Below are 22,236 nucleotides of genomic sequence, written 5' to 3' on the forward strand. Positions count from 1 at the left end.
ACCAGTAGAGTTCGAGAACCGATACCAAGAACGGCTGGGAAGTGTCTAGTTTATTGGTGGCGATTCATAACGCTACAGCAGAGTTGCTTGAAACTCACAGCAAGCAACTCTGCGATAGTAGCCTTGGTTTCAACCAAGCTGCGCCCAAGCCTTATTGACTTCTTCAGCGATGATTTCAATGCCGCGACGCATCAATTCAGGTTGTTGCACATAGTTCATCCGAATACACTCACCGGCGTGTGGCCACTCTTCGGCCAGTCCGAAGAAGAAATACTCCCCGGGCACCACCAATACGCCCCTGGCTTTCAGGCGTCGATAAAGCTCCATGGCACTGATGGACAGGCCCTCAAACCAGAGCCAGAGGAAAATCGCGCCCTCGGGTTTATGAATTCTGAATCTGGAGTCCGGCAGAGCCTGTTGCAGCATGGCCACGGTTTGCTGCGCCCGCTGCAGATAGAAAGGCCGCACCACTTCATTGCCGAGCCGCAGCATATCACCACGGGCTATCATCTCTGTCGCCATCGCCGGGCCCATGCTGCCCGGTGCCAGTGAAATAATACCGTTGATATTGGTCAGCGCCTGGGTGATGGCTTCATTGGCTATCACTATGCCGCAGCGCAGCCCCGGCAGCCCCAACTTGGAGAGACTCATGCACAACACTGTGTTGTCGTTCCAGAAAGGAGTCACATCCTCAAACAGAATATTGGGGAAAGGTGAGCCATAGGCGCAGTCGAGGAGCAGCGGGATCCCATGCGCTCTTGCGAGCTTATCCAGCTTATCAACCTCTTCATCAGTCAGCACATTGCCTGTGGGGTTGGTCGGCCGCGAAACACAAATGGCACCGATATCGGCATCGACTTTAAGCCTTTCAAAGTCGATGTGGTATTTGAACAAGCCGCCATCCAGCTTGGTGATTTCCGGCTTGAAGGTACGAAATAGTTCATCTTCCAGACCGGCATCACTGTAGCCGATATACTCCGGGGCGAGCGGCAGTAAGATCTTGCGTTTTTGCCCCTCGGCAGTGGTACCGGCAAACAGGTTAAACAGCGCGAAAAAGGAGCTCTGGCTGCCGTTGGTGAGGCTGATATTGTTTTTGGTCAGCGACCAACCGTAGGTATCGTTCAGCAGCTTGGCCAAGGCATTGAGAAAGGCATCTTTTCCCTGCGGGCCATCATAGTTGGTCATGGCCGCGAGCAACTCGCCCTTGGCCAGCATATCGGCACTGAGCTCGGTAAAATAGTCCAGCATGGAGGGGATGGCCGCCGGGTTACCGCCACCCAGCATAATCGCCCCCCGAGTGCGTAGCCCTTCGTTGAGATCATCCATCAACTGGGTGATACCTGTATAACGGTTAAACTTGTCACCAAACTTGGAAAACTGCATTACTTCTATCCGCAGACTCATATCAAGAAACAGAACTTATTTAGTAACAGGAACTGCGGCAGATTACACCTTAAAAGTTTTTTAGTTGCGTGATACAACTCAATATTTACCAAGCTTAAATGACTACAAACGCCCCGAGTAAAAGTTGCATGGTCATTTGAGAGCAGATTTTTGTGCGCCAGCGAACATTTCGCCGACATCGACTTGTTGATCCATTATCAGGGGCACACACTTAAAAACAGGAGATGCAGCCAGAGGAGCAGCGGGTGTCAGCCTCAAAACTGAGTGAACTAAAGCAGCAACAGCAGAGTTTGCTGGAACAGGAATTGATGCGGGAGCAAGCCGGTTCCCTGGGCGTTGCCGGCAAGAAGCTGGAACAGGCACTGCAGGATTACCGGCGCCACCATCACTTGTCACCGAGAAAGAAAGCCGAGTACGTTAGCCTAGTGGCCGATGCCGTCTATAACCTGATGTTGACCCGGGAGCTACTCGGCTTTGTTAACGGCAATCTTGAGTGGGTTTGCGGCCAGTATGATATTCCGGATGCCGTGCTACAGCAGTTGGCCTTGAGCTGAAAAGCATCAAGGCTAGGAAAGTGCGAATAAGTCCTCGTGGCACTCTGGCTTACACAGCAATTGGCGTTCAAGGCATCTGACTGAAGGCATGCCGGGGCATGTCGAAGTCGGATAACGCGAGAGCCGGTTGCTGTGAAAGCCCCGAAGGGCGTGGCTTACAGACCTGCCTGCTGTGTTGTGCTTCTTGCAAAGGACTAGGGCCATTTGCTACGAACCACGCCTTGCATCCAGGCCCATAAGCCGACGCAGAGCACACATGGGACTTGTTCGCACCTTCCCCAACTCACCAAGGAGAGTTGGGTCGCAGCCACAGGTGCACAGTCACTTCATCCCTGTCGTGATAGAGGTGTTTACAGGCCAGCTTAAACTCCGTGATGCCGTTTTCTTTGAGAATGGCCTGCATATTTTCCAATATGGTGCTCACCTCTTTGTAACGGCTCTTCATCGGCAGTTTCAGGTTAAAGATAGCCTCTTTGAACCAGCCATTAATGGCCCAGGCTTCCATCAGTTCGGCCACCCTGGCCGGTTTTTCCACCATGTCACACACCAGCCAATAGATGTTCTTGCGCTTGGGCTCGAAACGGAAACCGTCGGCCTGGAAGTGAGTCACCTGGCCGGTTTCCATCAAACCCGCATCCATGGGGCCGTTGTCGACGGCCGATACAAACATGCCGCGGCGCACCAACTGATAGGTCCAGCCGCCGGGACAGGCGCCGAGATCCACGGCGTTGAGGCCGCTGCGCAAACGCTCTTCCCGCTGCGGTTCGGGAATAAAGTGATTGAAGGCCTCATCCAGTTTCAAAGTCGAGCGGCTGGGCGCATCGGCGGGAAACTTGAGCCTGGGGATCCCCATAAAAAACGGTGACGAGTTATGGCTGTAGGAATAACCGGCAAACGCCTTGCCCGGTGCCACAAAGCACACATGGATTATCGGCCGCTTGGGGTTTTCCTTGGCCAGCAGAGTACCGCTTTGTTTCAGCGACTGACGCAGCGGCACGGTAAACTTGCGGCAGAAGGTCAGCAGCTCTTTGGCTTCGTTGGTATCCGGAGTTTCGACCCTGAGTTCACCGCCCCTGCTGACATCTTCAAGTGCGGCGGTAATTGGCCCTACCCTGTCTTCGGGAGGCAGGTCGCTGAGCAGATCGCCGCAGACAAACATCTGCCGGGCAAAGATCAATGAGTCCAGCGCCAGTTCCTGTGCCAGGGTGTCGGCTTCCCCTTCGGCAAAACATTGAAAGATCACATAGGCATCGTTGTTATTGGCCTTGACGAAACCACCGACATTGAGCTGTGCCGCCCGATTTTGGATCTCGGCCGCGCACTCTTTTTCATAGCCGGCACGACAAAACAGAAACAGGTTGTTCATTGGTATTTCCAAACAGTGAATCTTACCGGAAAGCCTCCGGCAACTGGCGAAAGCGCGAGTATACCATAGCATTGCGCGCAGGAGTTGCCTGACTCGGTGAGAATGAAAGCCGAGCATGCCAGGCTTGCAAGAAAGCTCAGGCTAAATTGAGCTTGGCCTGCAGCGCATACCGGCCCATTCACCCTGCCCTTCGGCAATTGGGAATAGAACACCCGCCACTTGGGCGGGTGTTTACCTAGGCAGGCCTGCGGACTATCTACTTAAATAGCTATATTTCTAACTATCTATCTCTCTGAAGGGCTCGCTTTTTAGAGGACAGCTTTAGTGGGCAATTACTTTAGTAAATGATTATTTTAGTAAATAATGGCTTTAGCCAACCAGACTTATAGCCCGGTTTCATCCATGCGGTGGCGCCATACCGCTGCCGCCAACAATAACCAGCCTACCAGGAAGCAGCTGCCGCCGAGAGGGGTTACCATGCCCAGCCACTTGGTGCCGGTCAAGGCATACAGATACAACGAGCCGGAGAACATAAAGATTCCGGCGATAAACAGCCCCGCCGCCCAGTCAATCAGACGCGACTTGAACCAGTGACCGGCAAAGGCCAGGGTGATCAAACCAAAGGTGTGATAGAACTGATATTCAACCCCCAGGTTGAATATGGCGATCAACTCGGCAGGTGCAATGGTCTTGAGTCCATGGGCGCCAAAAGCTCCCAGTGCAACGGCAAAGAAACCACTGATAGCCGCCAGTAACAATAACCCCTTACGCATAACTAACTCCCGATAAATAAAAGTGATTCTTTCACGGCATCCTGCAGGTTAGCCTTAAGATCCGTTCCGGACGACTTGCGCGGCACAAAACTATGATCTCCGTCGGTAATAAAGCGTACTTTGGCCTGCTCGGGCAGCGCCCAGGAGGCCAACTGCTCGCGCTTGCCGAAACTGTCGCGCTCGCCCTGCAAAATAAGCAGAGGCGAGGCACACTCCCACAAGGGCTCAAGTCTGGGCTCGGTCTTCTTCGGCGGCAAAAACGGATAACCAAGACAGATAACGCCGCTGGGGGTCATCGCCAGTTTATCATTGGCCGCCAGCATGGCCGCCATCCGCCCGCCCATGGATTTGCCCATCAAAAATAGTCGCTTGGGCGCAAACTCGGCAACCGCTGCTGCCAAGGTCTGCTCGAAGGACTGCAACAGCGCAGGTGCCCGGTCCGGCGGGCGCCGCTTGCCATCCTCGCCGCGCTTGACCATGTAAGGAAAGTTAAACCTCAGCACGCTCGGGCCGCTGGCGGACAACAGCGTGGCATAATCTGCCATAAAGTCGCTGTGCATATCGGCACCGGCGCCATGGGCGAACAACACCAGAGTGTCACTGTCCTTACCTTTATCCAGCAGCCAGTTAGTATTCAAATTCATCATCAGCCCTGTCCGAAGATACAATAATTTTCATGCTTGGGTTCGAATAAACCACAATATTAAATACCGTACTTCCCTGACAAATCAATTTATTAAAAAAGTAGCGTTAAAAAACGACCAAGCGGTAATTATATATCTCTTACCCATACCGTTTTTACATGTTTTTTCAACAAATCAATCACACTTTGATGAATAAACACCAAGCCAAAGTCCTCTTCCAGTTTAAATATTAACCTTTGTTCCACAGGAATATTTTCCAGTCTAGAAAAATCGAACTCTGTCGAATCAGTATCTAACCAATTCAACTTACCAAATTGCTTTTCTTTATCCGTCAATCTGTACGTCTGCTGGATATAAGGCATTCGATAGTTGTCATATACCTCGAGTTGTTCATCCGAAGGTTGACTTGGCGAATTGTCAACACGAGCATCCAGCCATTCAACACCATGCTGCACCAATGGCTCCAGTTTGGATGCTATATCACCAATAATGAACAGCTTTGGAGAAAAGGTCATTTCCAATAACAGATCCGGTGCTGCAGCACCTACTGGTGCAGGTGTTTGTTGGAATGGGAAAGTATCCATATTTTGTTTAGTGAGTATCGAGTATTCATCTTTCACTTACTATTATCTCCTTGGTGCTTCATCATCGACATCAAACTTAAAAGCGGTCAGTCCACAAGCTAACCCCTGTAGAGCGATATTATAGAGCTCATCATATACTTCTGAAGAAAAGAAAAAGTTATTGGTACCTTTAACCCTGAAAATGTGTCTGCGGTTCATGGGATAAGACTCGAGCTTTTCTCGGTCAAGATACAATTTACTAACTATGATTGAATGAAAAGGCTTCTGCTCTTCCAATGGCACATCGTAGCCGTGCTTTTTGGGATCATAATGCCTGATAACGTTTTTTATAACTGACTTGTCTTCATCCAATACATCCAACTCGTTATTTATCGCGATAATATATCGCTGCTGAGTCGACAGGCCATCCATGCACTGTAATCTATTGGGCAGAAAAGCGACGCCATATGGGTCAAAGCTCATAAAAACGTCTGCTATAGGTTTGGTAACGCTTAAATCCCCTGAGTTTGTGATATCGAAAACAGCTTCTGAATAACTGTCTTCGTCCTCCCAAATAACCGCACTCAATGCGCTCACTGGAATGTAGTCCATGTCTTCGTACAAATGCTCTCTGTTATCAGAGCAACTAAACATGGCATCACTCTCTTCCGTGTTTTCGTTTATGTAAGCCAGTTCCATCAAAGTTCCCTATAAACTGCAAGCTTTCACTTATTTGTAGTGCCTTCCTGTATATGCAGAGAAGCGTGTTACCGACTTATCCCGGCAACAATTCACTACGTGACTCCTCGGCAAACATATCCAGCATCCATTCGCGGAACGCGACGATTTTACCTAACTCGGCATGCTTTTGCTGGCACACCAGATAATAGGCATCTTTGCTGACCAGAACCTCCTGGAACGGACAGACCAAACGCCCGGCCTTGATGTCGGGGCGAGCGAGCACGCTGTAGCCCAGAGCTACCCCCTGGCCATGGGCCGCCGCCTGCAGTACCAGAGATGAGTGGCTGAATATCGGCCCCTGGTTCACATTGACATCCGTTACGCCGCATTGGCGGAACCAGGCCTGCCAGTCATGACGGCTCATATCGTGCAGCAGGGTATGATATTTAAGATCGGCGGGCTTTTCCAATGGCTTGGGGCCGTTGAGCAGCATTGGCGAGCACACGGGGATCAACACTTCGTTGCGCAGTTTGTCGGCCCTGAGCCCGGGCCAGTTACCCTGACCATAGTAAATTGCCACATCCACATCGTCGGACAAGGCGCTGAACTCGGCATCCACCGCCTTGATCCGCACATCAATATCGGGATTCTTCTCACTGAACTTTGCCAGACGCGGCACCAGCCACTGAATGGCAAAGCTGGGCGACATGCTGACAGTCAAGGAACCCACGGCGCTGCGGGCCAACAGCCTGTCAGTAGCATCCGACAGTTGGGTAAAAATATCCTTGATATCGAGGAAGTAGCTTTGCCCCTCTTCGGTCAGTAGCAGCGAGCGGTTCTTTCGGCGAAATAATTTTAATCCCAGAAAGTCTTCCAGCGCCTTGATCTGATGACTCACTGCGGCCTGGGTAACGAACAGTTCTTCGGCGGCGCGGGTAAAGCTCAAATGCCTTGCTGCTGCCTCGAACGCCTTGACCGCATTCAGCGGAGGGAGTCGTTTTGACATAGTGATCCACTTCTCATTTTTTAATTAGTTTTTCTAATCCAGATTGTTACATTTTATCGTTTGTTAAAGCCAGCGCTTTTGGTTAAATTTTGCGCCGAAAAGTTGAATATTCAGACAATCTCTGAGCAGTCGAAGGGAAGGTCTGACACTGGCACTCAGTGCCCGTTCTCACCCGGAGGCATCCCATGTTGAACTTTAAATCCGCTTTTGTGCTCCTGCTGTTTGGCATGAGCACCAGCGCCATGGCTGCGGAAAGTCTTTCTGCACCGGCGCAAACTCGTCCTCTGCCAAGAGTTGCTGTCGAAGCACCTGCGGTGCAGATAGACTTCAAACGGCTTGAGCAGGAGCTGAGCCGTAACATTGCCGCCAACAGCGAAGAGCTCAGAACCCATGCGCTGGACGAGCCGACACTGCTGTTGGCCGAAGACGCGGCAGCCAGTCCATCAAAGGTTCAGCTTAACTGAGCCCCATTGGATTTAGCTGAGCGTCAGCAGCAAAAAAGCCGCTTCGAGAGAGGCGGCTTTTTGTTTATCAGGGGCGGTAAACCTTGACGTTACCGTGCCCTTGCTCCTGAAGGTAGAGCGCCTGCAGTTTACTCATAACGCCGCGATCGCAATAGAGCAGATAGGTCTTGCTGCTATCGAGCTCGGCAAAGGCGCTGGCCAACTTGAAGAAAGGAATATGAACTATCTCGACACCTTCCAGTTGCAGCGGCTTGCTCTCTTCCTCTTCCGGCGCCCTGATATCCAGCACCACTTCCCCCTGACCGACACTGGCGACGGTTTCGGTTTCCGTTACTTTGGTATCCATGTCGGTTGCTATCTCCCGAATATCCATGACCACGGCATCGGCGATGATCCGGTCCAGCAGATCTTCGGAAAACTTGGTTTCCTCGGCTTCAACCTTGGACAACACCGCTTTGACCGTGGGTTTTTGTGAAATCACGCCGCAGTATTCAGGCATGGACTTGGCAAAGTCTTCCGTACCTATCTTGCGGCTCTCGTTGATGATGTCCTGCTTGTCCATGGTGATCAAAGGTCTGAGGATCAGGGTATCGACACAGCGGTCAATCACATTGAGGTTGGTCAAGGTTTGGCTGGATACCTGTCCCAGGCTCTCACCTGTGACCAGTGCCTGAACCCCCATACGTTCCGCCACCCTGGCGGCGGCGCGCATCATCATCCGCTTGAGTATGACGCCCATCAGGCCATTGTCTATACGCTCGAGGATTTCGGCCACTACGGGCTCAAAGGGAACGGTCACAAACTTGACTTTATGCGACTCGCCATAGGTCTTCCACAAATGGTGCGCCACCTGCTTGACCCCTATTTCGTGCTGGGCACCGCCCAGGTTGAAGAAGCAGTAGTGGGTACGGGAACCCTTTTTGATAAATTGGAAACTGGACACCCCTGAATCAAAACCGCCGGAGATCAAGGACAGCACATCTTCCTGGGTCGCGATCGGAAATCCACCAAGTCCGGGGATCTTCTTCTCCACCAGGTAGAGTTTGTCGTTGTTGATCTCCAGATGAATGGTCATATCCGGGTCTTTGAGGCGCACACCGGCCGCTTCGGTAAACTGGTTCAGGCCACCACCTACGTAACGCTCCACATCCTGCGAACTGAAGTCGTGCTTGCCGCTGCGCTTGGCGCGGACACAGAAGGTCTTACCCGCCAGCTCGTCGGCATACACCTTGAGCGCATGCTGGTAGATATCATCAACGGTTTCAAAGCTGTATTCATTGACCTGGCTGATGGTAGAAATCCCGGGAATACAAGCCAGACGCTCGGCAAAAACTTGTTTTAGCTGGGGTTTGTCTTTGGGAACCTGCACCATAATCCGATCCCACTGGCGGGTAACGGCAGCGTCTTCATCCACTTTTTTGAGTACATTGCGGATATTGGACTCGAGCATCTTGGTAAAACGCATTCTTACCGGTTTGCTCTTCATCATGATTTCTGGATACAGCTTTACGATAAACTTCATGGGGATCCCGAGGAAAAAAATTTCAAACAGCAATCGTGGGATTATAACAAAAACCCGCTAGCTGGCACAGAGATTTGCCACTCCAAAGCCGTGCCCGGATTGCAGAAGCATAAAAAAAGCAGCCGTTTTCAGGCTGCTCTGATTCTGATGATACTGCGCCATCAAAGATTGGGATCGACTTCAATCTCATCAGACTCTTTGGCCTTGCCCTGCTCAATGGAGATTTCCACCCTGCGGTTACGGGCGCGATTCTCCGGCGAGTCGTTGGCCACCAAAGGCGCAGTGGAAGCCATGCCCACCACTTTCATTCTGCTGGCATCAAAGCCGGGCACCTTGACCAATTCGTGGGCCACTGCCACCGCCCGCTGGCTGGACAGGTCCCAGTTGGAGCTGTACAGCTCATTGCTTATCTGCATGTCATCCGTGTGGCCGGAGACTGTGATTATCCCGGGTACATCTTTGAGTAGCTCGCCAACCGCCTGCACCACAGGCTTGAACCTGGGTTGCAGGAACCCCGAACCTGAGGCAAAGGCGCCCTTCTCCCGAATACGGATGATAATCTGCTGCCCCAGAGACTCGATTTCAATAGCGCCGTCCACTATCTCTTTGTTGAGCGCCTCGGCCATCTTCTTGACCTGCTCGTTAATCTGATCCTGAGCCGCCTGCTGTTCCTGGGTCTTCTTGTCTTCGGCCTGCTCCTGCGCCGTGGCCGAAGCCTCGCCGCCACGCTGCTCGCCCCTTTGCTGCTGCACGCCACCGGCACTGTCGTCATCCCCTTCCTGATACTCGAGGATCTGCTGGGTCATCTCGTTGGTTTGCTGGTTGATTATTTCAATCGGGGTGGGATCCGGGCGTCCGGGGCGGAACTCCAGCGCAATCACTGAGGTGCCTTTGGGAATATCTTTCACTTCAACCTTGTTCTGCACCCCGAAGGCGTATTTCATCGAGCCGGCTATCTGTTTGAACTTCATGACATCCATTTCGGAGAAGGCCAGCAGCAACACGAAGAAACACATCAGCAGCGACATCAGGTCGGCAAAGGTTGCCAGCCACATGGGTGCGCCGGGTGGCGGACAATCACACTTGGGCTTGGCCATAGTGTTACTCTCCGTCCGTTGTATCTATTTTGCGCTGTTTCTCAGACAGGTAATTTTTGAGGAAGCCCTCAATCACTCTGGGGTTCTGGCCATCCTGAATAGCCAGTACAGCGTCCATAATCAGATTGCGGTTGAGCATCTCTTCGTTCATCCGCAGCGCCAGCTTATCGGCAATCGGAATCGCCACCATGTTGGCAATAACCGCACCGTACAAGGTGGTCAGCAAGGCCACCGCCATTGCCGGGCCGATGGATTTAGGGTCATCCATGTTGGACAACATGGCTACTAGACCAATCAGGGTACCTATCATACCCATAGCCGGCGCCACATCACCCAGCGCCTTGAAGATACTGATCCCCGCCTTGTGACGCTCTTCGGTCAGCTGAATGTCTTTCTCCAGTGCTTCACGCACCACATCGCCGTCGTGGCCGTCCACCAGCATGTCGACCGCTTTTTGCATAAAACTGTTGGAAATTTGCGCCTCTTCCAGCGCCAGGAAGCCCCCTTTGCGGGCGGCGTCGGCCATGGTGACCGACTGTTCAATCAACTCTTCGGGTTTGTCCAGTTTGAACATAAACGCCTTGGCGGCAATCTTGACCGCCCCCAAAAACTGCTTGAGGTTGAATTTCATCATCACCACAAACAGCGAACCTACCATCACAATCAATACCGAAGGTACATCAATAAAGATTGCAATGCCGCCACTGCTGACCATTGCCATGATAATGAAAGCAAAAGCACCTACCAGTCCTATCAGGGTTGCTAAATCCACAGTGGCTCCTCACCTCTAAAGCAGACCCGACACAGTGTGGCCGGGATCTCTATCCCATACAAGCCGATCCGCCTCAAAGGGTGATGTAGGATCTTGGCTATTCGCAGGAGATGAATATGATAATTTTCAACAGTTTCTATTTTGAGTTATCGGACAGGGCTTAGGCAAGTTTAGGAAGATTTTAATTTTCTCCAAAAAAAATCAGCGACAAAGCGTGCTGTTGAGCAAATAACGGGCGCTTCAATTTGACCCTTATCGCGCCCTGATATACCTTGTGTCACGCTGAACATAACGCCAAGACACCTGCTGCCAATCCCCTCCCCTTATACCTTTGCACCGTGACAATCAGGTCGCAGGAATGGGCCGGCAACCAAGGTGCACCAAGGAAACCGATGTGGCCAAAAAACCCGAAAATCTGAGCTTTGAAGAATCTCTCAACGAACTGGAACGCATAGTCGCCGAGCTGGAACGCGGTGAAGTATCGCTGGACGATGCTCTCAAACAGTTCGAGCGTGGCATAGGTCTGGTGCGCAGCAGCCAGGCCAAACTGGAACAGGCGCAACAGAAAGTTGCCATACTACTGGCCCAGGATCCCCAGGCGCCATTGAGCCCATTTGATGTCGAGGGTGAGTGAGTGTTAACCCAAGCTATTAACCAATACCAGCAGAGAGTCAATCAAAGGATTGGCACCATTCTGGACACCCTGGATGATACCGAGCCCAAACTCAAGGCTGCCATGCGTCATGGTGCCCTGCTGGGCGGTAAACGTATTCGGCCGTTTCTGGTTTACTCTGTGGGCGAGATGCTCGGCGTTCCCCTTGAGCGCCTCGATGATTGCGCCGCCGCCATAGAATGTATTCACGCTTACTCGCTGATCCATGACGATCTGCCGGCCATGGACGACGATGCCCTGCGCCGCGGTCAGCCAACCGTGCATATCGCCTTTGACGAAGCCACCGCCATTCTGGCCGGTGATGCCTTGCAGACCTTGGCCTTTGAACTTATCAGCAGCGATATCGAGGGCCTCAGCGACCGCCAACACCTGCGCCTGGTGCAGGCGCTGGCCAAAGCCTCCGGCTACCGCGGCATGTGCGGCGGCCAGGCCCAGGATCTCAATGCCACAGACAAAGAGATCTCCCTTGCGCAGCTCACCGCCCTGCACAGATTGAAGACAGGTGCCCTTATCCGCTGCGCCGTCGAGTTTGCGGTCATTGCCGCCGATGTCGATGATAATGAAAGGCAGGCACTGCTGGAATACGCCGATGCCATAGGTCTGGCATTCCAGGTACAGGATGACATTCTCGATATCACCGGCAGTACAGAAGAGCTGGGTAAGCCCCAGGGGTCGGATCTCGACGCCAACAAGAGTACCTATCCTAAACTGTTGGGACTGGAGGGCGCCAAGGCCACAGCCCAAAAACTGCTGGAAGATGCACTATCAGCGCTGGCCAAATTGCCATACAATAGCCAGTTAATTGCCGAATTCGCCCGCTATATCGTTGAGCGAAGAGTATAAAAAGAGACAAAGTATCTCGTTATGAGTCTGGATATCACTCAGTTTCCTGTGCTGGCACAGGCCAATACCCCGGAAGAGCTGCGTCAGCTTCCACAAAGCCTGCTTCCTCAGCTGGCCGACGAGCTCAGGGAGTTTTTATTAAAATCTGTGGGCATGTCGAGCGGTCACTTTGCTTCAGGGTTAGGCACTGTAGAGCTGACCGTGGCGCTGCATTATGTCTACAACACCCCGTTTGACCGCCTGGTCTGGGATGTGGGTCATCAGGCCTACCCGCATAAGATTCTTACCGGTCGTCGCGATCGCATGCCTACCATACGCCAAAAAGGCGGCCTGCACCCTTTCCCCTGGCGGGAAGAGAGTGAGTACGACACCTTCAGTGTTGGTCACTCGGGCACCTCGATTTCGGCCGCGCTGGCAATGGCTGTGGCTGCCGATAAAGAGCAAGCCGGCCGTAAAGTGGTGGCCGTCATAGGCGATGGCGCCATGACAGGCGGCATGGTGTTTGAAGCCATGAACCACGCCGGCGATCTGCACAAAGACATGCTGATGGTGCTCAACGACAACGAGATGTCCATCTCGGAAAACGTCGGCGCCCTCAACAACCATCTGGCACAGCTGATGTCCGGTCGCTTCTACACCACAATACGTGAAGGCGGCAAGAAGGTACTCAAGGGCATGCCCGTCATCAAAGAGATGGCGCGCCGCACCGAGGAACACCTGAAAGGCATGGTGGTTCCGGGAACCCTGTTTGAAGAGCTGGGATTCAACTACATAGGCCCTATCGATGGCCACGATGTGGATGCCCTGGTGGAAACCCTGCGTAACATGCGCAGCCTCAAGGGGCCACAGGTACTGCATATCATGACCAAGAAAGGCAAAGGTTATGAGCCGGCAGAGAAAGATCCCATCGGCTGGCATGCGGTGCCCAAGTTTGACCCTTCACTGTTTTGCAAGCCGGCCACCAAGCCGGGAAAACCCAGTTTTTCCCAGGTGTTCGGCAAATGGCTGTGCGACATCGCCGCCAAGGATGACAAGGTACTGGGGATCACCCCTGCCATGCGTGAAGGCTCAGGCATGGTGGAGTTCTCCCAGAAATTCCCCGAGCAATACTTCGATGCCGCCATCGCCGAGCAACATGCTGTGACTCTGGGCGCGGGCTTTGCCTGTGAAGGCTATAAGCCGGTAGTGGCCATTTACTCCACCTTCCTGCAGCGCGGCTATGATCAGTTGATCCACGATGTGGCACTGCAGCGCCTGCCGGTGCTGTTTGCCATTGACCGAGGCGGCATTGTGGGCGCCGATGGCCCAACCCATCAGGGTGCCTTCGATCTCAGCTATCTGCGCTGCGTACCCAACATGGTGATAATGGCGCCATCCGATGAAAACGAATGTCGGCAGATGCTTTACACCGGCTACTGCTACGATAAGGGCCCAAGCGCAGTGCGCTACCCTCGCGGCAGTGCGACCGGCGCCGAGCAGGTTGAAGAGATGACGGCCATGGCGATAGGCAAAGGCCTTGTCAGACGTCAGGGCAAACAGATTGCCATTCTCAACTTCGGCACTACCCTGGCTGCCAGCCTGGAAGCCGCCGAAAGCCTGGATGCCACAGTTGCCGATATGCGCTTTGTTAAGCCCTTGGATGAAGATTTGATCAAGGAACTGGCCGCCAATCACGACTTGCTGGTAACAGTGGAAGAGAACGCCATCATGGGCGGCGCCGGCAGTGGCGTGCTCGAGTATCTGGCCAGCCAGGGGATCTGCAAGCCTGTGTTGCAAATTGGCCTGCCGGATGAATTTATCAAGCACGGCTCACCGGAAGAGATACTGACTGAGCTCAAGCTGGATGCCAGTGGTATTCTCGAGCAGATCCAAAATCGGCTCGCATAAGATAAGCATCCGCTATCATTAAAAAAACCGCCTCAGGGCGGTTTTTTGCTTCTCCGACCACAGGAAAGCCAGCTAGAGTTAAACTGAACTAGCCAAGCTAGTGGCGACAATACTATATCTTGGCATTCTCTTATGGTTCTGGGCTTTAGCAAAGGAGGCGCTGTGCCGGAAAGCAGGGCTTTGGTGTTGGGGGGCGGTGGTGCCAGAGCGGCCTATCAGGTTGGGGTGCTCAAGGCACTGGTGCAGTTTTATCCCCGCAATCACGCCATTCCATTCAAGATTGTTTGCGGCACTTCGGCCGGAGCCATCAATGGTACCGCCATCGCCACCCATGCATCCTGTTTTCACCTTGGGCTGAGAAAGCTGGAATGGATCTGGCGTAATATCCACACTGAGAGAGTCTACCGCGCCTCCAATACCGGCGTGCTGGCACACCTGGCCAAGATGGCCCTTCGTGGCATGCAGGGAGACCTGGTCAATACCGACGCCGGCAGTTTGCTGGACAATGAACCCTTGCGGCAACTGCTCAATGAGCTGATTAACTTCGAGCGAATCGATCGCAACATCCGCGGCGGCTCCCTGATGGCACTGAGCATTGACACCTCCTGCTACAACAGCTCCCGCTCTGTGACCTTCTTTCAGGCCCACAAGGAGCTGGAGAACTGGCAAAGGGCCAGACGCAGCGGCGAGCGCACCCGGCTGCACACAGAGCACCTGATGGCCAGCTCCGCCATTCCTTTGGTGTTCCCCTCAATTAAGCTGTCTCAGTCTTACTATGGCGATGGCTCGGTGCATCAATTGGCGCCGCTGTCCAGCCCGATACATCTGGGCGCCAAGCGGATCATGGTGATCAACCTGGACAGCCCACACAAGAACACGCCCCTTGAACTGGATTATCATCCCAAGACGGCCACCATTGCCGGTCATCTGCTGGATACCATCTTTTCCGATACTCTGAATTCAGATCTGGAGCGGCTCAGGCGCATCAACAGCACTCTGGCGCTGGTGCCGGAACAGAGTCGCCAACAGTTGGATTTGAGGCCGATTGATACCTTAGTGATTAAACCCAGTGAAGATCTCAGTGAGCTGGCCAAGCGTTACTATCAGGAGATGCCCTTCGCCATTCGCCGGCTGCTGGCTTTGATTGGCATAGACAGTCAGTCTGACACCAGTATTGTGTCTTATCTGCTGTTTGAGAACGCCTACACAGGCGCCCTGATAGATTTGGGCTATCAGGATGCCATGTGCCAGATTGATGAATTGAAAGCCTTTTTCGATATCAGTTGAGCATGGATCAGGCGAAAAAGATGAGTAGGGCCACCACCAGCAACACTGAGACCAGAGTCACGGCAAAGGTTGGTGTGGAGCCTTGCTCCCGCTCATTGGCGGTAACGGCTATGTTCTCAGCCTGTAAACCATGGGAATCGCTCTCCGGGTTGTCGACTGTGGTTTGCACTATGTGGTGGCGCTGAAACGGAATAAAGGGCTGGTTTGGGTCACCGACATAGAGACGCACTTCCCCCGCTTCACTTCGGCTCACCAGCGGCGGCAGTATGGTCAGCGCATCCAACTGATAATCCAGGGTCAAATCTTTCAGTTGGACAAGCGTGTAGCCCAGCGCCTTGGCCTGATCCTGCAAGGCGGCCGACATCTCGTAGCTGGCCAGCTCGGCGTCGAGAATGATCAGCTTACCGGGTTTGCCTTCGGGCTGTTGCCACTGACAGTCGGCCAGCCAGATCCCCTTGAGTGAGGCGTGACGGGCAAACAGTGCTTCCACCAGCTCCCAGGCGTCGGCCTCTCCGGTGAGCCAAGGGCTGATTTCCACATTGTTGACCCGCAGCACGCAGTCTTCACCACTGAGGCGCGCTGCCATATAGCTCAGGTAGGCTTGCTGATCTTCCACCGGCAGCACGAGTTTGCCCGCCAGCTCCAGCAACAGCACCTCATTGAAATGAGCGGTCAGAATAAGCCGTTGCCAATGCATGGGTTTGAGATAGTAATCCGCCGGTTGTTTAAGACTCTCTGCAAGCACCCGGCTCGCCTCCTGCTCCTCCATCATGGGAAGGTAGGCATAACAATGACTGGCCTCTTCATTGCCATCGATATTCACCGGCAGGATCAGCGGCACATCACCATCACGGCAAAACAGCAGCTGCTGGGTAGAAGTCAAAATCTCAAACAGTTCCTCGAACGAGATATCGAGGCCATCATTACTGTCATGGGTCACGGTTGCCAACTCCTTGTAGGTCACTCGGGTTTGCGCTTATTCAGGAAAAGTCGCTGCAACATGCAGCCAAGCAGTCCTTCCCGGCATTCAGCTCCACAAAGGTCGCAGAGTACCCCATTTAACGTGCAAATAAAACCAACGCCGGCGGCCGGGCAATCAGCCTTGAAGCAAAATAACTTCGGCTTTCTCCACCCTTCTGGGCTTGCCGCGAATAAGCAAGGTATCACCGGCGCGAAACTGCCAATCTTCATCCGGCGGCTCGTACTCCCTGCCGCCGCGGCGCACTGCTCTCAGTTCCACCCTGAGCTGTTGCCAGGGGATCTCGGCACTGAATTTTCCCACGGCGCTGGCGCCTCTTGGCAAAGCCACTGCATGCAGTAGCTCGAGAGAGAAGTCGGCTTCCTCACCGGAAAAGAAACCGTGCAGATACTGATAATGATTGCGCCGCTCCGACTCCAGCCGTTTGAGGATCCGCGACAAAGGGACCCCTGATTGATACAACACCTGAGATACCAGCATCAAGCTGCCTTCCAGAGTTTCCGGAATAACCTGACTGGCACCGGCCTGCTCCAGTTGTTCAAGCTCGCTGTCATCCCGGGTTCGCACCATGATCCGCGCCTCGGGCGCCAATTGCCGGCACAGCACCAAGGCCTCTTCCAACTGCGGCTGCTCGCAAAAGGTCAGCACTATACTCTTGGCGTGGCGCACATTGGCTTGTTTGAGCAAACTGCGTTTACAAGCATCGCCGAAATACACCGGCTCTCCGGCCCGGCGCGCCTCGGCAACCCGGGAGGGATCCCGGTCGAGGGCAATAAAAGGGATAGCTTCGGCCTTGAGAAACCGCCCTATGGTCTGCCCAACCCGGCCATAACCCAGCAGCAGAACCAGATCTTGCTGGGGATCCAAAGGCGGCAGGTTTTCTGCCGGTTCAGGCCTGGGTTTAAGGCCCTGCAACAGCCTGGCTATGTCTATGCTATGACGCACCAATGCCGGCGCCAGTGCCATCGACAGTACGGCAACCATCACCAAAGTGTTACTGACACTGGGGGCCAGCAATTGATAACTCACCGCCAGGGCCAGCACCACGAATGAAAACTCCCCCACCTGTGCCAAACTGAGGCCGGTGGACATAGCCACCCTGAAAGGCTCTTTGGCCAGCCTCAGCAGGGCAAAGACTATCGCCGTCTTGCCGACTATCACCGCCAACAGCAACAGCAAAATTTGCCACCAATAGGCCAGCACCAGACTGAAGTCGAGCAACATACCTATGGAGATAAAGAACAGTCCCATCAAGAGATCCCGAAACGGGCGAATATCCGCCTCCAACTGGCGCCGGTACTGGCTCTCACCCAGAAGCATCCCTGCCATAAAAGCTCCCAAGGCCATGGACAACCCCAGCCACTGGGTAAAGGCACCGGTCAAGAGCGCAACCACCAGAGTCGACAACACAAACAACTCGTTGGAGCGGGAACGAGCGACTTCATCAAACAATTTGGGCAGAGCCCACTTACCAAAAGCCATCAGTACAATAAAGGCCAGGATCCCCTTTCCCAGAGCTGCCCCAAGCTGCAGGACAGTCAAAGGCTCGCTGCCATCGGCAAGCAAAGGCAGCAGAATAAGCAAGGGCACCACGGCCAGGTCCTGGAACAGCAACACACTGACCGACAGTTCGCCATGGCGGCGCTTGAGCCAGCCCTTGTCGTTGAGCAGTTTCAACACTATGGCGGTGGAAGACAAGGCTGTCACTGAACCTATCACCAGCGCCTGAGTCACGTCACTGATAAAGAGTAATCCGGCCCCCATGGCCAGCAAGGTGGTCAATACCACCTGAGCACTGCCGAGGCCAAATACAGTGCGGCGCATGGCCCAGAGCCTGGGTACAGAAAATTCCAGTCCCAGGGTAAACATGAGTAGCACCACCCCAAGTTCGGCCACCGACTGCATCTGGTGCTGCGAAAACCAATTGAATCCGGAAGGACCGCTGATAACCCCCGTCAGCAGGTAGGCCAGAATAGCGGGCAAGCCTATGCGCCTGAGCAAGGCTATCGCCGCTATGGCAATAACCAGCATCAAGAGGATCTGGATAAAGAATCCATGTTCCATGCGCACTCCCCTGCTCTCTATGGTTCAATTCATTATTTTGCCGGCGTCAAATACTTGTCACATGAACATTGTCTGTAACACTCCTAAGCTTAACTCAATGAGATCTATATACAAATCAGACAAAAGCCTATCGGGCACGCATTTTGCATTGTAACAGTCGTGAAAGGTTCTGCCTTATTGGAGTATTTATGATGGACTTTGGTCTGGCAACAGAGTTTTACCCTGAAGACTATCAGTATCTGTCTGATCAACCTCAGGCTATCCGTCCCAAGATGGATCTGCTGCAGGCGGTTCAGCGGTTGCATGCGAGTCTCGATCCCCGGACAGTATTTGCCTGCTATGGCAAACTGCTGCAACAATATTTGCCGGTACAGGGAGTACAGCTGCGACTGAAAGGACATCAATTTCACTGGGGGCGTACTTCTCAAAGTACGGTGAGCAGAGAACTGGTCAGTAAACTGGGCACCGCCAAGCTGCGCTACCGGTTGCAAAGGGTGTTGAGCCCGGTGGAGCAGGCAGAGCTTGAACAGATAGAAGCCCTGCTGTCACAGCCGCTGTTTAACGCCATCGCCTATTCGCAGATGTCGGAGCAGGCGATGTTTGATTCCCTGACCGAGCTTGGCAACCGCCACTATTTCGGTCAGTGTATCCGTACCTCGCTCGCCAGAGCCGGACGGGCTCACAGCCCGATATCTCTGGTGGTGCTTGATCTGGATAATTTCAAGCAGCTCAACGACAGTCTCGGCCACAAGTTTGGTGACAGAGTGCTGACTCAGTTCGGCAAGCTGCTTAAGTGTGGCATCCGCAATGCCGACCAGGCTTTTCGCATAGGTGGCGACGAGTTTGTGGTATTGGTAGAAGGCAATCTGGAGTCGGCGGTGCGCATGAGCGAGCGCCTGCTCGAAATGCTCGCCAACGAGACCCTGTTTCACCGCCACGGCATCGCCTGCAGCATAGGCATAGCCGCCTGGAGCGCCGGAGTAAATCAGGATCAACTGTTTGAACAGGCCGACCGTGCACTTTATCGCGCCAAGGCCGCCGGCCGTAACAGATATTGTATCGCGACCCGCGACTGAGACGAACCGGCGATTGAGACTAGCCTGCGATTGAAACTATAGGTCGCGGCGCTTTGCCCCTCGATTTGCCCCTAGACCAAGAGGACTCTCTTGGTTTTCATTTCGACCGCGCGGATTTGGTACTCAAATCCATCTGGGGATCGCGCTCATAAGTGTATTCGCTAATGGCGAGTATTCGCCCTCAGCCACGTTATTTGCGCCAACGACGGTAGGCGACATCGAGGGGGATTGGTGCAATTCTGCAAAAATAACGTTGCTTAAAATTGCCTATATTTCTGCAGACATACACCTCATTTTCAGGCACAGGCGGAACTGTGACCTTCCGAGCTAGGGATGACGAGGCAGAGCTTACAGGGACGTACTCGCAGCGAGTCACAGGATCGCCTGTGCGAGAGCGCACCGCAGGTGATGGACTACACCGTGGCCGGAAGCTCGCCAATACTAACTTAGGAACTTTTAGCTGGAAGCTATATTAGCCGCTGTGCCAGCGGCCTAAAGTCGTGGAGCTTCGCCCCACACTCGAGGAAAGGGGGCTGTATCGACTCGCCCCCTTTCCAAACCCCCAGCGACCCGCGACGCAGCGGAAAACCCCTTGTGCTTATGATGCCAATTCGCTATCGCGCCAGACGCTCATCCCTGATTCGACTGGCGCTGCTTCGGCATCCATGCCTCGCTACGCGATTGTCATCAACGCCCTGCGGCCGCTTCGAGCGGGAGTTGGTGCAATTCTGTGAGAATGGAGTAGCTTGAAATATCTGAAGTGCTTGCAGAAATGCAGCTCATTTTCAGGCTCTGGCTCTAGTTCTGGTGGAACTGTGACCGTCGAAAACAGGGAAGAATGCAAACACTCAGTCAATTCCGCTTCAAAAACACCCCAAATCAGGATTTTGTTGCATTTGTCAAAGCTTGACCTTTAGCTAATTGTTTTCACATCCAGTACTGGGTATTGTATAACTAATTCAATAGCTTGGCTTTAGCACTTCCTTAAGCTTAAGGCCGAAAGCAGCAGTGCTTTTCCGTTTTCAACGGAATGCAGGGACAAACAGAGTTTGGACCCGTGCGGTAGCCATGGCTTTACTTAACGTTTTTTGTAAGACCTGGGTTTTAGGGCGCTTGGTTTTAAGGCCCTTATTTGCAGGGCTTGAAGCGCTCATGGTAAGTGCCTAAGAACTGATTTTCTATACAGTATTATTGACGTTCTAGGAAAAATGCCGGAAATTTGCAGCTAAGTTTGCGCGTTATTTCTGTAACATTTTAGAAAATACTATTAAATTCATAACGTTAAAAAATACAGCTGGTAGATAATAGGTTTGGAAACCGCGCATGCGCGTTTAGCTGCAAGGGATATTAGGACTAAACTCCATTATATCCAGCGAATACAAACAGATAGCGATGCGCGTTTACACTCCTCCGAGGACTAAAACGCGCATGCGCACTATACAGCTGTTAGGCTTCATGGAGAGTATATGGAATTCCCCGGAGAAAAATTAGTTTTAAAAATGTGGGAAACTATTGCCGAAAAAGGAATAGGTTCTGCGTTAAAACCATGGCATGAAAAACGGCTTGGACTTGCTAAAAATGAAGTTCGTAGAGATGAAATACTGATGTTGGCTGAAGCTGAGAAGTTAGCTGAGGATATTAGAGCAGGGAAAGTAAGCCTAGCGGATAAACGACTAGAATATAAAGCTGAGACAAAAGAGAGAATTGAGCCAATATTAAATACTGAGCAGCTTTCTAAAATAGTAACTGATAATAATATTGCCGAATCGATAAGAAATGATGTGAATGTTAATAAAGCAGTTCTTGTTGCAGAAAGCGTTTTACTAGATGAGGAACAACCATCTTCGAATGAAAAAGTAGATGATGACTGGTTGCACACATGGAGAGAGAACGCAGGAAAAGTTTCAACGGCTGAATTGCAAGACTTGTGGGGTAGGATTTTAGCCGGTGAAGTTAGAAATCCAGGTAGCTATTCCATTAGAACTATGGAATTTTTAAAAGGTCTGTCAAAAGACGAAGCGGAGCTAATTAGCAAGCTAGCAAAATATGTGATTGCGGGAAATATAATTAGAGATAAGGATAAGTTTCTTGAAGCTGAAGGTATATCATTCGGCGCTCTATTATTTTTACAAGAAATTGGTGTTGTCTCTGGAGTTGAAGCACTTGGACTTAGCATCCAACTAAAAAGTGTTATACCAGACAAATATTTAATGCCTTTGATTTCTAATAATAAAGCTCTAATTATTGAGCATGATGATCCTTCAAAAGTTCTAAAACTTGGTATTTACCAACTTACTCACATAGGTAAGCAGGTTTTAGCTCTAGCGTCATTTACTTCAAATGAGGATTATTTATGCTCAATTGGCCAAGATATTGCGAAACAGGGCTACACAGTCCAATTCGGTGATTGGGAACAATTATCCAAGGATCAAGGACGCCTACACAACCCTAGAGCTATTGAAGCCTAACAAGTCAATTCAACAGGACAAAAAACAGTTGGTTTTGCTCCTGCGTCGCTAATTTTAACCAACTATTTTTTGCCTCTGATTGAGGCGTTGATATGATTCCCATTGTCAAATAG

Annotated in this window: 20 protein-coding genes; 8 read left to right on the plus strand and 12 right to left on the minus strand. The window is 52.4% G+C overall.

Features of this window, described 5'->3' with window-relative positions:
* Positions 1 to 129: 129 nt before the first annotated feature.
* On the minus strand, positions 130 to 1,383 hold the full coding sequence (locus ACF8D4_RS03440; protein ID WP_392464644.1) for a valine--pyruvate transaminase: 1,254 nt from the start codon (positions 1,381 to 1,383) through the stop codon (positions 130 to 132).
* Positions 1,384 to 1,649: 266 nt separating this feature from the next.
* Here ACF8D4_RS03440 and ACF8D4_RS03445 point away from each other — a divergent pair, with 266 nt between their 5' ends.
* Positions 1,650 to 1,958, plus strand: coding sequence for a hypothetical protein (locus ACF8D4_RS03445; protein WP_144165965.1), 309 nt, complete (start codon positions 1,650 to 1,652; stop codon positions 1,956 to 1,958).
* 283 nt (positions 1,959 to 2,241) lie between these two features.
* Here ACF8D4_RS03445 and rlmM read toward each other — a convergent pair whose 3' ends face one another.
* The 6 genes from rlmM to ACF8D4_RS03475 all read right to left on the minus strand — a co-directional run bounded on the left by rlmM (position 2,242) and on the right by ACF8D4_RS03475 (position 6,991).
* Entirely contained in the window at positions 2,242 to 3,324 is a 1,083-nt protein-coding gene (gene rlmM / locus ACF8D4_RS03450; protein WP_345848484.1) for a 23S rRNA (cytidine(2498)-2'-O)-methyltransferase RlmM, read from the minus strand.
* A 383-nt stretch (positions 3,325 to 3,707) separates the two neighbouring features.
* Entirely contained in the window at positions 3,708 to 4,097 is a 390-nt protein-coding gene (locus ACF8D4_RS03455; protein ID WP_025887273.1) for a DUF423 domain-containing protein, read from the minus strand.
* A 2-nt stretch (positions 4,098 to 4,099) separates the two neighbouring features.
* Positions 4,100 to 4,744 (minus strand): alpha/beta fold hydrolase, encoded by a 645-nt coding sequence (locus ACF8D4_RS03460; protein WP_096142763.1) that lies wholly within the window; start codon positions 4,742 to 4,744, stop codon positions 4,100 to 4,102.
* Positions 4,745 to 4,869: 125 nt separating this feature from the next.
* On the minus strand, positions 4,870 to 5,361 hold the full coding sequence (locus ACF8D4_RS03465) for a hypothetical protein (RefSeq protein ID WP_392464647.1): 492 nt from the start codon (positions 5,359 to 5,361) through the stop codon (positions 4,870 to 4,872).
* Between the two features lie 6 nt (positions 5,362 to 5,367).
* Positions 5,368 to 6,003 (minus strand): imm11 family protein, encoded by a 636-nt coding sequence (locus tag ACF8D4_RS03470; RefSeq protein WP_028781016.1) that lies wholly within the window; start codon positions 6,001 to 6,003, stop codon positions 5,368 to 5,370.
* A 76-nt stretch (positions 6,004 to 6,079) separates the two neighbouring features.
* Positions 6,080 to 6,991, minus strand: coding sequence for a transcriptional regulator GcvA (locus tag ACF8D4_RS03475; RefSeq protein ID WP_025012011.1), 912 nt, complete (start codon positions 6,989 to 6,991; stop codon positions 6,080 to 6,082).
* A gap of 185 nt (positions 6,992 to 7,176) precedes the next feature.
* Here ACF8D4_RS03475 and ACF8D4_RS03480 point away from each other — a divergent pair, with 185 nt between their 5' ends.
* Entirely contained in the window at positions 7,177 to 7,455 is a 279-nt protein-coding gene (locus ACF8D4_RS03480; protein ID WP_392464648.1) for a hypothetical protein, read from the plus strand.
* A gap of 67 nt (positions 7,456 to 7,522) precedes the next feature.
* Here the strand turns inward: ACF8D4_RS03480 and thiI are convergent, their stop codons facing one another.
* From thiI to pomA, 3 genes are all read right to left on the minus strand, one after another.
* A complete protein-coding gene (thiI, locus tag ACF8D4_RS03485; protein ID WP_025887267.1) occupies positions 7,523 to 8,977 on the minus strand; it encodes a tRNA uracil 4-sulfurtransferase ThiI in 1,455 nt (484 codons plus the stop codon).
* Between the two features lie 161 nt (positions 8,978 to 9,138).
* Positions 9,139 to 10,074 (minus strand): flagellar motor protein MotB, encoded by a 936-nt coding sequence (locus tag ACF8D4_RS03490; protein WP_044734884.1) that lies wholly within the window; start codon positions 10,072 to 10,074, stop codon positions 9,139 to 9,141.
* Between the two features lie 4 nt (positions 10,075 to 10,078).
* Positions 10,079 to 10,846: a flagellar motor protein PomA gene (pomA, locus tag ACF8D4_RS03495; RefSeq protein WP_025012015.1), complete on the minus strand. Its 768-nt coding sequence runs from the start codon at positions 10,844 to 10,846 to the stop codon at positions 10,079 to 10,081.
* Between the two features lie 394 nt (positions 10,847 to 11,240).
* On the opposite strand from pomA, the gene xseB reads away from it, so the two are divergent.
* From xseB to ACF8D4_RS03515, 4 genes are all read left to right on the plus strand, one after another.
* Positions 11,241 to 11,480: an exodeoxyribonuclease VII small subunit gene (xseB, locus tag ACF8D4_RS03500; protein ID WP_025012016.1), complete on the plus strand. Its 240-nt coding sequence runs from the start codon at positions 11,241 to 11,243 to the stop codon at positions 11,478 to 11,480.
* Positions 11,481 to 12,362 (plus strand): (2E,6E)-farnesyl diphosphate synthase, encoded by an 882-nt coding sequence (ispA, locus tag ACF8D4_RS03505; RefSeq protein WP_025887264.1) that lies wholly within the window; start codon positions 11,481 to 11,483, stop codon positions 12,360 to 12,362.
* Between the two features lie 21 nt (positions 12,363 to 12,383).
* Complete coding sequence (gene dxs, locus ACF8D4_RS03510) at positions 12,384 to 14,249, plus strand: 1-deoxy-D-xylulose-5-phosphate synthase (protein ID WP_145838998.1); 1,866 nt, start codon at positions 12,384 to 12,386, stop codon at positions 14,247 to 14,249.
* A 162-nt stretch (positions 14,250 to 14,411) separates the two neighbouring features.
* Complete coding sequence (locus ACF8D4_RS03515; protein ID WP_025887263.1) at positions 14,412 to 15,536, plus strand: patatin-like phospholipase family protein; 1,125 nt, start codon at positions 14,412 to 14,414, stop codon at positions 15,534 to 15,536.
* Positions 15,537 to 15,543: 7 nt separating this feature from the next.
* Here ACF8D4_RS03515 and ACF8D4_RS03520 read toward each other — a convergent pair whose 3' ends face one another.
* Positions 15,544 to 16,476, minus strand: coding sequence for a hypothetical protein (locus ACF8D4_RS03520; RefSeq protein WP_392464651.1), 933 nt, complete (start codon positions 16,474 to 16,476; stop codon positions 15,544 to 15,546).
* A 156-nt stretch (positions 16,477 to 16,632) separates the two neighbouring features.
* On the minus strand, positions 16,633 to 18,579 hold the full coding sequence (locus ACF8D4_RS03525; protein ID WP_044734887.1) for a monovalent cation:proton antiporter-2 (CPA2) family protein: 1,947 nt from the start codon (positions 18,577 to 18,579) through the stop codon (positions 16,633 to 16,635).
* A 188-nt stretch (positions 18,580 to 18,767) separates the two neighbouring features.
* Between ACF8D4_RS03525 and ACF8D4_RS03530 the strand changes: the two genes are divergently transcribed.
* Entirely contained in the window at positions 18,768 to 19,655 is an 888-nt protein-coding gene (locus ACF8D4_RS03530) for a GGDEF domain-containing protein (protein WP_306440256.1), read from the plus strand.
* A gap of 1,466 nt (positions 19,656 to 21,121) precedes the next feature.
* Positions 21,122 to 22,123 (plus strand): DUF2806 domain-containing protein, encoded by a 1,002-nt coding sequence (locus ACF8D4_RS03535; RefSeq protein ID WP_054745044.1) that lies wholly within the window; start codon positions 21,122 to 21,124, stop codon positions 22,121 to 22,123.
* Positions 22,124 to 22,236: the final 113 nt, after the last annotated feature.

The organism is Shewanella sp. YQ_9 (assembly GCF_043103185.1).
GTDB lineage: Bacteria > Pseudomonadota > Gammaproteobacteria > Enterobacterales > Shewanellaceae > Shewanella > Shewanella algae.